Annotated in this window: 10 protein-coding genes; 4 read left to right on the top strand and 6 right to left on the bottom strand. The window is 27.6% G+C overall.

Going from position 1 to position 14,594, the window contains the following annotated elements; all coding sequences use genetic code 4:
- Nucleotides 1-10: 10 nt before the first annotated feature.
- From IM807_RS04405 to recU, 6 genes are read right to left on the bottom strand one after another with little or no spacing between them, the layout of a single operon-like run.
- A complete protein-coding gene (locus tag IM807_RS04405; RefSeq protein WP_196363040.1) occupies nucleotides 11-2,326 on the bottom strand; it encodes a type IV secretory system conjugative DNA transfer family protein in 2,316 nt (771 codons plus the stop codon).
- Between the two features lie 11 nt (nucleotides 2,327-2,337).
- Nucleotides 2,338-3,771, bottom strand: a complete 1,434-nt coding sequence (locus tag IM807_RS02910; RefSeq protein ID WP_196363039.1) for a hypothetical protein — start codon at nucleotides 3,769-3,771, stop codon at nucleotides 2,338-2,340.
- Between the two features lie 2 nt (nucleotides 3,772-3,773).
- A complete protein-coding gene (locus IM807_RS02905) occupies nucleotides 3,774-4,022 on the bottom strand; it encodes a hypothetical protein (RefSeq protein ID WP_230861174.1) in 249 nt (82 codons plus the stop codon).
- A gap of 14 nt (nucleotides 4,023-4,036) precedes the next feature.
- The gene (locus IM807_RS02900; protein ID WP_196363038.1) at nucleotides 4,037-4,774 is read right to left on the bottom strand and encodes a hypothetical protein; all 738 of its coding nucleotides are present in this window, start codon (nucleotides 4,772-4,774) and stop codon (nucleotides 4,037-4,039) included.
- 29 nt (nucleotides 4,775-4,803) lie between these two features.
- A complete protein-coding gene (locus IM807_RS02895; protein WP_196363037.1) occupies nucleotides 4,804-5,598 on the bottom strand; it encodes a hypothetical protein in 795 nt (264 codons plus the stop codon).
- 52 nt (nucleotides 5,599-5,650) lie between these two features.
- Nucleotides 5,651-6,136 carry a Holliday junction resolvase RecU gene (gene recU / locus IM807_RS02890; RefSeq protein ID WP_196363036.1) on the bottom strand — a complete coding sequence of 162 codons (486 nt, stop codon included), beginning with the start codon at nucleotides 6,134-6,136 and terminating at the stop codon, nucleotides 5,651-5,653.
- A 343-nt stretch (nucleotides 6,137-6,479) separates the two neighbouring features.
- Between recU and IM807_RS02885 the strand changes: the two genes are divergently transcribed.
- The 4 genes from IM807_RS02885 to IM807_RS04400 are packed head-to-tail and all read left to right on the top strand — an operon-like array spanning nucleotide 6,480 to nucleotide 14,573.
- Nucleotides 6,480-7,505: a prolipoprotein diacylglyceryl transferase gene (locus IM807_RS02885; RefSeq protein ID WP_308699294.1), complete on the top strand. Its 1,026-nt coding sequence runs from the start codon at nucleotides 6,480-6,482 to the stop codon at nucleotides 7,503-7,505.
- A 60-nt stretch (nucleotides 7,506-7,565) separates the two neighbouring features.
- Nucleotides 7,566-8,489, top strand: a complete 924-nt coding sequence (locus tag IM807_RS02880; RefSeq protein ID WP_196363035.1) for an NAD(P)/FAD-dependent oxidoreductase — start codon at nucleotides 7,566-7,568, stop codon at nucleotides 8,487-8,489.
- Between the two features lie 24 nt (nucleotides 8,490-8,513).
- Nucleotides 8,514-11,750 (top strand): P97 family adhesin, encoded by a 3,237-nt coding sequence (locus IM807_RS02875; RefSeq protein WP_196363034.1) that lies wholly within the window; start codon nucleotides 8,514-8,516, stop codon nucleotides 11,748-11,750.
- A gap of 9 nt (nucleotides 11,751-11,759) precedes the next feature.
- A complete protein-coding gene (locus tag IM807_RS04400) occupies nucleotides 11,760-14,573 on the top strand; it encodes a P110/LppT family adhesin N-terminal domain (protein WP_196363033.1) in 2,814 nt (937 codons plus the stop codon).
- Nucleotides 14,574-14,594: the final 21 nt, after the last annotated feature.

Genomic DNA, 14,594 nt, shown 5'->3' with positions numbered 1-14,594 from the left:
TTAAAACTCCTTATTTTCTATTTTTTAGTTCAGATAATTGCATTTCTTTTTTTATTATCTGATTTTTAATTGAATTTCTATAACTATCATCGACTCATTCATTATTTGAATTTAGAACTAAATTAAGTGAATTAATATCTTTTTCAATTTTTTCAATCTGTTTTAAGAAAAGATTAAATTCTAATTTTTCAATTTTAGAGCTAACTAGATCATCTTTATTTTCGTTAGCCCTCGACATATTAACTAGATTTTTTAATTCATCAATAATTTTTTTTAACCCGTTATTTTGCCGATTTTTCTCAAAGTCAATTCTTTTAAAATACCTTTTCCAAACAGTCAGATATTCATTGACTTTTTTTCCTATTTCTTGTTTTTCAAATAAATTCTTTTTTTCAGGACTGGCAAAATTTTCATTTACAAGGCGGCGACTATTCTCAAATTGAAATTCAATAAATTCAAAATCAAAATTGCTTTTTTTATCAAAATAGAAGCTTTCCAAACTTTTTTGGGGTGCTTTCCAAAGTTGATAAGCAAAATCTGATTTAATGTGAATTGGTTTTTGTCCTGTAATGAAAACTCAACTTTCATCTGGCGGCATTTGTGCCAGTTTATTTACACTAATAATGTTTTCTTCAGCTAGTGATTCAGAACTTGACCCTTGATTGGCCTTATCGGTTTTTTCAGGAGTTGAATAAGATTTTTTAATCACTTCTTTTTTTCCAGCAAATTTAACAAAAGTCTCCAAACTTTTTAAATCGTTGGAACGAAAATAAATTTTTAGTGCCGAATTGGAAAGAATAGTATCAGACTCTTTTCCGTATTTTTCTAATTGTTGAATATTTTGCAAAACTAGACCAAAATAGATTCCATAAGATGCAGCAGTAGACATTTTCGTTGCCATTTGTCATATTTTTGGTAGGTTTCCGAATTCATCTCCTAAAAACAGGAAAGGGCGAAAATTTTTCCGATTTGGTTTAGAACTTGCAATCGTAATTAAAGATGAATAGCAATTATTAATAATTGACGGAATCATTTTTTGGCCAATATTTGAGTCTAACTGAAAAGTTATAAAAACGGCAAAAGGTTTAATTTTTCCATTAAATTTATCTTTAAAATGGATATCAGATTGCTGGACCAGATTATCAAAACTAGTCTCATCTTTAGACGAAAACATTTTGAGCCCCAAAGAATTAAATTTTACCATTGCGTTTGTAGCATTAGCAAGAATAGAAGTTAGTGTTTCGGGATTAATTTTTATAAAAGGTAAAATTGTTTCTTGGCAAAAAGTATAAAGCAACTTGTCGTTGGTTTTTTCGCAAACCTCTATTCAAGATCCATTGGTAAAATTATCTAGTGATAAAAAATAGATAAAGTTAGCATAAACATATTTTTGCCTAGTAAATTCTTTATCTAAATTTGAATATAAAAGCAGGTATCAGCCAATAGCATAAAGAATGTTTTTTGCTTGTGAAGATCAAAAATTATCTTTGTCACCAATTTCCCATTCGTGAATTGATTCAATACTTTTTTGGAGTCAGTTTGAAGCAACATCATAATTTTGTAATTTTTCGGCTTCATTTTGGTATGGTTCATGAAATTTATCCCAAATTGGTGCTAAAAAATTTATTCCACGACTTTTACCTAAATTTTGGAAGTCTAAAAGCACAACTTCATATCCTTGCTGTTCCATTTCCTCGCTTAAAGATGTAAATAATTCGCCTTTCGGATCGACAACCATTAAATTCGACCGTAAATCAGGATTTTGAATATGAATGTTGTATTTGATTGTGGGGATAATAAATTTTTGTGTTTTCCCGGACCTTGTATCGCCTAAAATGAACGCGTGAGAGTTTGTTGAAACAAAGAATTGTGGAGCTTGACTTTTCCCTTGATCTACTGTTTTAATTACTCATCCAGGTTTTTCTGGATTTGGATTTTTACTTTTTTTAGCTGTATTTAGATTTTTTTCTTTTTGAACTAAAAATAAATTTCTAAATTCTTCTTCACTACCTATTTTTTCGATTTCATCAAAAAGCAGAAAAGATTTGTTTAACTCTTTTGAGAAAAGTTTTTTATTATGTTTTTCAAAAAAAATGATAATAAAATAAAAAATAAATGAACTAACAAATGCTATTAGAAAAATTCAAACAATTTCTTTTCAGTCAACAAATAAATTATAGTAAGCTACAAAAATATTTTTAATCGGGCTAAATTTTTTTGCAAAAATTCAAGGTCAAATAGCAAAACAAATTAAAAACGGAGCTATAAAACTAAGAATAGCCATAATTATTTTTTGCAATGATTTTGGAAATTGTTCTAATTTCATTATATTTTGTATTATCCTGCAATTTTTTTTACTGTTCTTTTATATCAATAAAGAAGATTTGTATCTTTTTTATTGTCTCTATCTTCTTGATAAGTAAAATAAGCGCCTTGATTTTGTTTTGGAATTTTATTGGTAATTTTTGGTAAACTAGTTTTTTTATTTTTAATATGTTTTCGATTTATTTCAGTAAAATCAAGTTCTTTATTAAGTTTTTTCAATACAACATTTCGGTTCTGGTAAAAAAATTCTTTTTCTTCTTTTTCAACAAAAGTTTTTGAATAAGAAATAACTTCAAAATCTTGGTTTACTCGATATTCATTAATTTTGCTGATAGTTTCATTAAATCGATAAACTAAATTTTTAGTTTTCAAATCACTATTAATAATTTTTTTGAATATTAAATTGATTGTTTCTTTTTTTGATTCGTCTAAATATTTAAAAAATTTAGACCTTTTTTGAGAATTAGATTCTAAAACTTTATCTTTTTCTAGATTATCAAAACTAAGACTAGGAAAATTTTTTTCCTGAAAGGATTTTTTAATTGAATTAAATAAATCTGATAAATTATTAGATTTACCAATTAAATTTTTATTAGCAAAATTTAGATTTCCAGAAAAAATGTCTGAATAGTCAATAATTGCTTTTTTTAACTCAAAGTCTAAATTAATTTTTTGCAATTCAAATTCTTCAATTGCCTTTTTGGTTTCAGTTTTTATTTCACGCAATTCTTTAACTAAATCGTATAAGTGTTCAAGATTTTTTTTTGGTAATAAGCTTCTTAAAATTCCTTCGGCTAATTTAGTCGTATATCTAAATCTTTCACGTTTATCAAATCTTAATTTTCGATCAAATTTAACTGTTTTTTGTTTTTCAGAAATCCATAAATGAATATGAGGATGGTTTGTATTATAATTAACTGCTGCAAAAATATTTAAATCTTTTGCTTTTAAATTATTTAGTTTTAATCATTTATTAATTTCTGGGCTTAAGTATTTTGCATGTTGTTCTAATGATGCAATTTGATTTTTGTGTAAAAGATCAAAATTATTAAAACTAATAACATAAGATCAAACAGTTTGTTCTTTCCTAACTTTAATATTTTGGGCTTCGTTAAGCGGGACTACTTTACTTTCATTATTAGGCAAAATCTGCAATAAATTTTGTTCAAATCTAACTCCGTTTTGAATATCAGCTTCTTGTTGTTTTAAAATTGATTTTAAATGAGCAGTATACGCTTCTGCTGATTTATCTTCTGCAGTTAGTCAAAATTTTTCGACTAAATAATTATTTTCTTCAGCAATGCAAGCTTCAAGGCGAGAAATATAATCTAGAAAATTTTTGGTTAAATACACAGCTTCAAATTTTGCCCTTATTTTTTGATTTTTAGATTTAGAATTAAATGCCCCTTTAAAAAGCACAAGTACTTCATTATTAAGTCCAGCCATTTTTAGTTGTTTTCTAATTGTAATGAAATGCCAGATTTTACTTGAATTTTGAAATATTCTTTAGTTAGTTCAAGTTCGGAATAAAGATCATTTAAATTTGCAATTGATAAACTTTCTAAATCAGAAATAAAATCAATATTTTGACTTTTACCAAATTCGATTAATTTTTCTTTATGGTTTTTAATTAGATTTTTAATTAGATTTTCTTTAAATAAAACATCAAATTTTTCTTGATTAATTGTTGCCATCATTTTTTTGTCCTTTGTTAAATTTTATGTTTAATTTTTAATGTATTATTTTTTTCAGTATTGAAAATAAAATCGTTTTGCGGCTTTTGATTTAAATCTTGTTTTAATGCTGACTTGTTATCGTAAGATTTAACAGCTATATTAAAAATTTTGGTAAATTGAAGAAGCTGATTTGCTTGGGCGTACTGAGAATATAGATATTCAATTGAGTTAATATCTTGTGTTAGAAAGCTATACATTAGTCCTTCTTGAGATTTAGACATTTTTTCTGGATCTAATTCCTTGTTGACTTTAACATATTGAATATTTTTAAAATACCAATCAGGCTTGATATTTTGTTCATCTAAATTTTTTTTAAACTCGTTTAACAGTCCTAAATATGAATTTTTATCAATTCAACCCGAAAATCTCATTGCATCATTTTTAATTTTTTCGGCAATGATTGGATTATTTTTGGCAAGATCAATAATTTGCATAGATAATTGTTTTACTATTTTTTGAGTCTTTTCATTAGAAAACATATTATCTCTGTATTTGCTATTTCTTGGTGTGTAAATAAATCCAGAATTGGTTTTTGGGATTAAATCTAATTTGTTGTTCGATACTAAGTATTCAATTAGAATCTTTTCGCTTTTTTCAATTGGTAAATTAGAAAAATCTGGTATATGCTCTAAAATTAGAGGATATAACTCGTTTTGTTTTAGTCTTGATAAATCACTTTTTATTTTTCAATGATTTTTTGAATTCGCATTCATATATCACCTTTTCCAGTTTTTTTTTTTTTTTAGTTTAACGATTCAATAAGTGCAAAAATATAATTTTTTTCAAATTCAGTTTCTTTTTTATTTTCATAAAATTTTGAAAAAATGTACTCAATTGAATTATTGTTTTTTAAAAATTTACTAACAATTTCTATATTTGATTTAGCAAAATCAAAAAAATTATCATTTTCCTTTTTTACAAAATTTATATCTTCATTTATTTCAATTTCAATACCTTCAATTTTCGCTAACTCGGTAGATTTTCAGTTTCCGAAATTTTCTGCTTCATCCAAAAATGAAAAAAATAATTTACTATTTTTATCAATTTCTAAATCACTGATTACTGTTTTTATTAACTGGTCAATAATAAATTTTTTTGTTTCTTTACCTAATGCTTCTAATCTGCCCTCTAAATTTATATATTTTGAATCAAAAGGAAATTTTCGATTCAATAAAAAAAGATTATCTTTAGTTGCGGGCAAGGAAATATTGTTTAAAACATTTGAATCTTCTTTAATTTTTTCTTTGAGAAAAAACTCTAAAAGTTGATATTTATTTTTAGCGAAATTCAAGCAATTAAAACTTTTATCAATTTGAACTCATTCGTTTTCAAACAAAAATCCAGAACCGTTTATAATTCCACTTGCAACAGAAATATCTATTTTTTTTTCTTCTAAATTTTGCTTTATTAACTTTACAAAATCAGATTTTGTTACCCAACCATCTTCTAGAATATGTTTTTGAAAGTTTATTAAGATTCTGTTAATTTGGTTTTCGCTCAAAGTAAATAATTTTTCCGGAATTGAGTTATTCAACATAAAAAAACCTCTTTTTTAAAAGAGGCTTTGAATATTCACAAATTTTAACAGCTTACAGCATTTGATCAATAAAATGAATAAAATCAATGATTCCAGGGTAGGTTAGTTGAATTTCGAAACCTTCTTTTTTTACAAAATCCACAGGAATTGATTTTTTTAGATTACTAATTTTATCGACATTTAAAATATAAAATTTTTCAAGTTGTTTGAAAAAAATTACAAAAAACGCACATCCATAATGCTTTCTTATTTTTCGCAAATAGTTTAATTGGTGTTCAGGAATTTGTTTTAAATTAAGTGCGTTTTCATTTGTGCTTTTTGCTTCAAAAGCAACAAAAACACCTTTGTAAATTCCATAATAATCAACTGTTGACTTTCTAAAAATATACCCATTAGTAATATTTAAATCCTTATTTACAGATTTGAAGCTAATATCTAAATTTTTTTTATGAAAAATTGCAATGTCATTTTGATTGTAAAATTCAATTGTTTCATTGATTACCTTTTCAAGAAACATTCCGCGATTTTTGTTGTTCATACACCTTGTTTATTTTTATTTTATGAAAAGTGATAAAAAAAGTACAAAAAATGAAAAAACATAAGATTTTTCATTTTACCCAAAACATAATTAAAATTCTGTTTTTACTTTTTAAAAATCAAGATTTTTTTCAATAATGTATAAATTCAAAAAGCTTCACAAAAAATTTAAACTATAAAAAACACCAAATTTAACACATTTTTTTGAATTTTAGTTTATTTTTTTCTTCAAAAAGTGGAAAAATTTATGAAAAATTGTTTGATTTTAAGAAAATATTTTTAAAATCCACCTAAAAATTTCAAAAAATGATATAATTTATTAATTTATAAAGGAGGAAATTGCCATGACTGGAACAGCGCCAATCCCGGCTGATCTTCAAAAAGTCCGTCCTTTCAAAGAGGGTGAAGCTTTTTGAATTATCCAGGATTGGGTGCCAATTTATGCTCTTACTATTGTTTTGGGAATGATTGCTTCAATTATCACAATCTATTTTTTCTGGAAAAGAGAAGGTTATAAATCTGATCATTTTTTTTGATTAGTTGCCATTACAATTCCAGTTTCAATTATTGGAGCTCGCTTTGGCTTTATTCTTGAAAGAATTGTTGTTGGTGATTTTAATTCTATTAAGAATACTTGATGAAATATTCGAGCAGGTGGTCTTTCTATCCAATGAGGTGTAATTTTTCCAACAATCGCCAACCTAATTTATGCTTATTATCGCCGTCGTGAATTTGACTGAAGAAAGGCTTTTTCCTTCATTTTGCCTGCAGTTTTAATTGGTCAAGCAATCGGTCGTTGAGGTAATTTTACCAATCATGAGGTTTATGGATTCATTGATCCGACTGGTTCAAGTGTTAACTGACTTGGAGATTATATTCGTAAAAATATGTTTATTAGTGATCAATTTGCCCCAAATGGTCAACTGAGAGTTCCGCTATTTTTCTATGAATTTTTAGCTTCATTGTTTGGATATATTATTTTAGTTTGAATTTTAAATTTATTTTCTTGATTAAAACCAGGCACAACTGGCGCCTTGTACATTTTATATTATGGAATCGTGCGATCATCAATGGAATATTTACGACAAGAAGCATATTTATATTATTTTTTAATTGCAATTTTCATGATTATTTTCGGTATTATTCTTGTAATTCGATTCCAATTTTTTACAAATTATTATTTAAAAATTGAAAACAAACGCTTAAAAATTGCCTATTTTTCCCGATATACTAAGGAAAAAAAGCATAATTTTGGGCTAACTTGAACACGCTGAAGCCGTAATTTGTCAACATTTGCTTTAGAAGGATCGTCTCAAGAGACAGTTACTGTTCAAGATTTGTCACAAAAAATTGAGGACAAAAATATTTAATTTTTTACTTTTTTTGACTTGAATTATAATATAATAGGGAAAATTTTAAAGGACTTTTATATGGAAAATTATGATTATGATGTGGTAATTATTGGCGCTGGTCCGGCAGGGCTTACAACTGCGCTTTACGCAGCTCGCGGAAATTTGAGTGTGGTAATTTTGGAAAAAGCAGCGCCTGGTGGTAAATTAGTTTCACAATCAAAAATTGAAAATTGACCTGGAGACGAACTAATTGACGGCGCATCCTTAGCCCTAAGAATGTACAAACATCCCTTGAAATTCGGCGCTAAACACCGCTTTTGTGACGTTGATTACATTGAAACAAAATCTGAATTTGACCATAAAGTTTTTTGCAAGAATGGTAAAATTTTCACTGCAAAAGCAGTTGTTGTTGCTTCAGGTATGGTTGAACGAAAACCAAATGATATCGAAAATTACTTTGAATTTGAGGGGAAAGGCGTTTCTTATTGTGTTGTTTGCGACGGCCCTTTTTACGCTAATCAACCTGCAATTGTCATTGGCGGCGGAAATTCTGCTGTTGAAGAATCAAGTTTTTTGGCATCAATTGCTTCAAAAGTCTATCTTTTGGTTCGAGATGATAAATTTAATGCTGAACAAATATTGATTGATGATTTAAAAAAGAACAAGAATTTGGAAATTCTTTTCAACACTCGAGTTTTAAAACTCGAAGGAAACGAAGGTTTAGAACGAGCTATCATTAATCAAAATGGTGTTGAAAAAACCTTGGAAATTAGGTCGCTTTTTCCTTATATTGGTTTCCTACCGGCAACTAATTTCATGAAAAAAAATCATCAAGGTTCGCTTGACAAAGCTGGTTTCATCCCTGTTAATAACTATGGTCAGACAAGGATTCCAGGCATTTATGCAGTTGGCGACGTTGTTTCCAAGGAAATTCGCCAAATTGTGACTGCTTCAAGTGACGGCGCAATTGTTGGCAAGATTTTAACAAATCGCATTAAATAACAGCAAATTTCGGGTGGATAATTTATGAAAATAATTAAAAAATTTCAAAAAAATACCTTTATTTCAAAAAGGTCGAGAATTTTAATGATTTTTTCACTAAGTTTTGCCGGTCTTGCCACTCTCGGAATTTCAGTCGCAATTTCTTATGGAATGGCGCAACTTAAAAATAAATCTTATGAAAATACTGTTGAAATTTTGAATCGTTTGGGTAAAAAAATTAATTCTATCAGTTTTAATTCACAAAAAATTTCCCCTTTTTCAACTTATTCTTCTGTCAAGGAAAAGTGAAAAGAAGTGAAAAATAAGGAAAAAAATGCTGATTTTTTTGATTTTTTTCACCTCGAAAACAAAAAATTACAGCCCTACAAGTTGCCAAGTGGCATTTGAGCTGATTTTACTAAAATTGAACCTGATGATGCAAATCAGCAATTTAAAATTGAATTTGTTCTTAAATCCATGAATGGATCGAGAATAATTCAGTCAGATATTTTGAAAGACACGGTCGGAATCAACACTAATTCTACCTTTTTTTTGGAAAATTTTTATCATGCACTTGAAATTGAGTTAAAAAATATTACACCATTTTCACATGAAAATAAAATAAAAAGTCGTCCAAGCATTTGACTTTCAACTGATTTCGCGCATTTTGTAAATTCAGAGTCAACTGCTGAAAAAGTGATTGAAAAAATTATGAATTTTTTCAATTTTGATTTTAATTCTGTTTTAAAAAACAGGAATTTCAGCATTAATTATCAAGGAAAATTGATCTATCCTTACAAAATTGAACTACTAAAAAATTCAGAAAATAATTGAGTCAAACCCTCAAGTTTAAATTCAGATATCCTTGAATTAACTGGAAAAATTAGTTTTACTGATGAAGCAAAAAAATTGTTTCCAAAAAGTTTTAACACTAGTGCTACAAAAAATTTTACACTTCAACTTTTTGATTCATCAACAAATAAATCAGCCTTTGCAAGTCCGCAATTTTTCATCAAAATGCCAAAATTAGATTCGCCACAAGCGAAAGAATTTTCCACTAATTCTTCTGAAAACAAGACTGATATTTCTCAATTTTCAATTTTTAAAGTCTATAAATTACTAAAATATCGTCAAGAATTAAGCCTTAATTCGTCAAGTGAGGCCAAAAAAGTGCTTGATTCTTTTCTTAACAAAAATTTGGAATTGAATTTTGGTGAATTTAGTGATTTAGATCAGCAAATAAAAGCCAAATTCAAATACCAAATTTTGGTTGACAAAATTCAGCTTGGATCTGATGAAAAATCAGCATTTATTTTAGTTCCAATGGAAATTTTTTATCCCTTGGATAAAAAAAACAACGCTAAATTAACAAATCAGACTCATATTTTGCTACGAAATTTCAAGAACTCTGGATCACAAACTGCTTCTGTTTTTGAACCAGCCAATTTTGAAGCAATTCCAATTGTAAATTTAAAATTCAGTGAAAATTCAGCTGAAAAAAACAAAAAAATCATTGAATCACTCGAACCTGTTGCAAAATCTGACTTAGAAAAATTATTGAACGTAAAAAATAATGAAAAAATTTATAATATTTTGACTGACAGCACCAAGTTTAATGTCACTTTTCCTGAAAAGGAAATTCTAGATTCTTGAGTTTCGCACTATGATTTTCCTACTTTGGAAGAATTTTCTAAGCGAGGACTAGTTGAAAAAATTGACAAAAATGGTCAAATAATTCAGCCTTTTTTTCAAAATAATTTTGAATTTTTTTCTTTTAGCAAAAATCTTTTAAATTTGGATAATCAAACTCAAAAAAAATATCTTCAAGTTTTTTTTGATTCACTACATCTTAAAAAAACAACTGAAATTGAACAGGCTTTGCCAGAAAATAACCAAGAAACTCCTGAAACTCCCTCACCAGAACCTAAAACAGTAGCAGTTCTTGCTGCAAAAAACGACCTAACAATAGATGTTAATGAATCTAACTTTGCAGAAAATTCAGATACAGAATCCGCACAAAGTGAAAAAAAATCCACTGATGAAAAATCTACTGATGAAAAATCTCCTGAACTCACTGTCTTTGAACAAATTTCTGAAAATTTACGAAATTTGCATTCAATTTCTGCTATATACCCACTAGTTCAAGCAATTAAAAAAATTGACAAATCTCAGGAAAATTCCGATTTTTTAATTGATGATTTTGTGAGTTTGTTTCAACAAACTTATAAAAATAATTATTTTGTAAGCCAATTTGACAATTTTGCCAGCGATCTTGATTACAAAATTGTTTTTGTTCCAAATAGAGATGATGAAAAAGTTGATGATGTCACTTTTTCTAATTCAAAAAGCGAATCATATGAAAAATCAAATCCTGGACATAAGGAAGAATCCATTGAATCAGAAAGTGAAAAAATTCAAGAAAACACACCATCTTCAATTTCAAATTCTGATGTTGCAATTACAAATTCAGTGTCAGAATTCAAACAGAACAAAGTGGTTTTGTTTGATGAAAAAGCGAAAAACCAATCTCAAGAAAGTGAAAATTCTATTTCAACATTGTCAAAAAATTCAAATTCAGAGTCATTCAAATTAGGTTACTATTATGTTTTTAGTAATAAAAATTACAACAAAATTGTCTTTCGAACACCAATAAAATCACTGAATTTGCAAGTTTTTTCTGATGAAAAAGCCAAAAACAAAAACGATGAATTAGATTTGAAAGTGCTTAATTTTCCACAATTTCTTAGAAAATTGGAAATTGATGATTCCAATTTTGCAACTGGACACAATTTTAATAAAAAAGCGGATGAAGTTCTAAAGGCTGAATTTTCCAGTGAAGACAAGGATTATGAAAAAACTTTGATAAGTTTTAAAAAAATATTTGGTTTTGACGCATTTATAAAAATTTACCCTTTTCTTGCCGGAAATGCTCTTGTTTACAAAAAAGATAGCGTGTTTACTGATGCTTTTGGTAATTTAAAAATTAGATTTGCTGTAAAACATTTGACTTATTCAGAATCCTTAAAAGTAGTTTTTCCAAATATTATTTGTAAAGAAACTCAAGCTGAACCTCCAAAAACAGAACCTAAACCTGCAACAGATGTTTCACAACCTACAAATTTAGCAAGCCTAGCTTCACCAGCAACTTCACCAGCAGTTTCTTCTCAACAAAGCCCAAATTTAAAAAATGGACTTCCAGAGTTCAAACCAGAGCAATCAGAGTCAAAATATCCGCTAGTTTTCACAGTTGTCAAAAAAAACACTGTCTTAAGAAGAAATTAGGTGAAAAAAATGAAAAAAAACAAGACTATCAAGAAAATTTCTTATAAAAAAGCGCTTTTTATCATGGCAACTTGGCCATTTATTATTGCTGGAATCATTGGTTTTTCCTATTTGGCCTACAATCGTTTTGAAAAAAAATATTTTGAAAGTGTCGCTTTGCGTGACCTGAAGACTTCTGATGTCAATCAAAAAGGAATTAAATTATCAAATCAAGAATTTGCTAAAATTGTTAATCAATTAGAAATTGATGAAGATTTTAGCAAATATTCAGCTCAGCAAATTTTTGATTTACTCCAGGATCCACAGTCAAATTTTCGTTTGATTTATGCATTCAACCTTGCAAATTTTAGTTCAAGATTTCCATTTTTAAAATTAAATATTACACCTATTAACAAAAAAGATGTTGAAAATAACAATGCTTTAACTACAAAAGTTGTCAATAACAATTTGACCAACGTGCTTTTCACCGCGCATGATCAATTTACAAACAAAGTTTATACACAAGTTGCCGCAATTAGGGGTTTTACTGGGAAAGGTGATGTTCATTTTGTTGATTTTAACTTGGATCAGCAAAAATCAGCATTAGTCCTAAAATCTGTGGAAATTCCTGAAAGATGAAACGCACTTTCATTCAAAAAAGCTTTAAATTCAGACTATAAAATTACAAAAAACGCCCTAAAAACTATGGAAAAATTTGGAAATTTTTCCATAGTTGACGTTGATGATACAACTATTAATTTTCCAACTAACACTCGCTTTGACTTTCAAACTGACAAAAACGGTGACATTATTTTTAAAAATCTTGATGACTCCAGTGGTAATTTGTGAGTTTCTTTTAACCTTTTTGACAAAAAAAATCAAAAAATTCGCTCTTTTGACCTAAAAGTTTTAAATTTGATTAATTATAATCAAGTTGCTAATTTTCTTAGCAACTTCTTAAAAAATCAAGATGATTTTATTGTTTTAAAAGATGAAAAATTGGCAGAAATTGTCGGAAAAAATGTCACTTTGTCTGAATTTTTTATTGGCAAAGAAAATCTAAATCCATATTTTGACATTTCAAAATTAAATGCACTTTTCACAAATTCAGCGCCAAATTTTAATCTAAAACTTTTTGCAGCAGACAACCAAATGGACCGTTTGGGCACAGTTGACATTGTTGTTCAACTTGCTTTTGGTGAAAAAAATGTAGAAAAAACAGAAGAAATTCAACAACCACAAGATCATCCTAAAAAACCAACTTCACCTAAAACCTCAACCAATAAAAATGTTGAAAATTCCTCTTCTAAAAATATAAATGAATCAGAAAATTTTGGTTTTTTTAGAAAAAACCAAATTAAACTTTTTCAAGCTGAAAAAAGTGAGAATACAGAAAGTGAAAAAAATTCACAAATTTTCAGCTTTGTTTTTACTTTAAACCCTTTCCAAAATCTTCCGAAGAGATATTTAGATTTTGCTATTGATCAAAATGATTATTTTCTTGTTAAGCAAGAATTTAATTATTTAAATGGAAATGAAATAATTAACAATTTAAGGTCAATTAATGCTGCTTTTTTGACGTTTAGGGAAAATAAAGACACTAGCAGTGGTTATGAAATCATAAATTTTGAAGATGCACCAAGTTATGACAGCCAAACTCACCAAGCAATTGCGAAATGGTTGGAGGAATATTTTAAAAATATGCTTGAATTTCCAAGCTGAAAAAATAATACTGCAAATAAAATTCCAGAAAAAGTTCTTGCTGGAATTTTTGCAAAAATGAATAATATCACCAACTCCAAACAAATTTTTTCTTATGGTGTCAAGTACAATTTATTTTTTAACAGTTTGCATCATGAATTAGCAATTGAAATTATAATTCATGATAAAAATAGTAAAATTCTAGCCCAAAAAATTATTAAAATTGTTGGTTTTGCTGCTTCAACTCCAGCACTTTTAGTTGCAAAACAGAATTCAGCAACTTTCTTTTTTGATGGGAGCAGTGGTTTTAATTTTTTGGGCGAAAAATCTGTTTCTAATCCAAAAAATATTACAAATTTAAAATCAATTACAAATCCACAGATCATTTTGAACCCTATTAACTCTAATTCAACTCCCCCTGTAAAAAATATCGAAATTTCTCAAACTCCAGAATTTTTATACCCAAATTTAAGCAAGCAACCACTTAAATTTGGGTACAAAAATGGTGAAAACGAGATTAAAGATTTTAATTTTGACAAGGAAAAACCCTTTTTCTATGCTTTTTCTTTACAAAATAATTTAGAAAATGGCAAAAGCAAAGTAGTTCTTAGTTTTTCAAGTAAACAAGATTCTACACCGCCAAATCAGGAAGATCAGGTTGTTTGAATAAAAAAAGTTTCTTCAAAAAGTGAAATTAAAAAAGATGAATTAAAACAACAAAATTTACCTGATGATCAACCACTTTGAGTAGTTGGTTTTGGCAAAAAAAACACAATGTCTGATGAAACTAACAACGTTATTGCTGTTTTACCAGTATCAAAAACTAATTTTACAGACTTTTTGCTTGCTTATTTTCCAACAGATTCAACTGGAAGTAATCATAAAACCAAATTTAAAATTTCAACCTCAAAAAATCAACAAATTTCTCTAAATGAATCAAAAGAAATTGAAATTACAACTTCAAGTAGTACAAATACACAGGAAATAAAATTGATATTGGGTAATAAAGATGAAGAAAACTCATCAGAATCATCTAAAACTGAACTTTTATTTCGTTTTTTCACTCAATTTGAGTACAAATTTTCAGACAACACAATATCTGATACAGCTTTTAAAAATTCATTAAAATCCTTAACGAGTTAGTTGCCAGAAAAGAATTAAAAA

It is taken from the genome of Mycoplasma sp. 'Moose RK', assembly GCF_015708155.1.
Lineage (GTDB): Bacteria > Bacillota_I > Bacilli_A > Mycoplasmatales > Metamycoplasmataceae > Mesomycoplasma.
The sequence above is the reverse complement of the archived record's forward strand: the minus strand, read 5'-3'. Positions and strand labels throughout refer to the sequence as shown.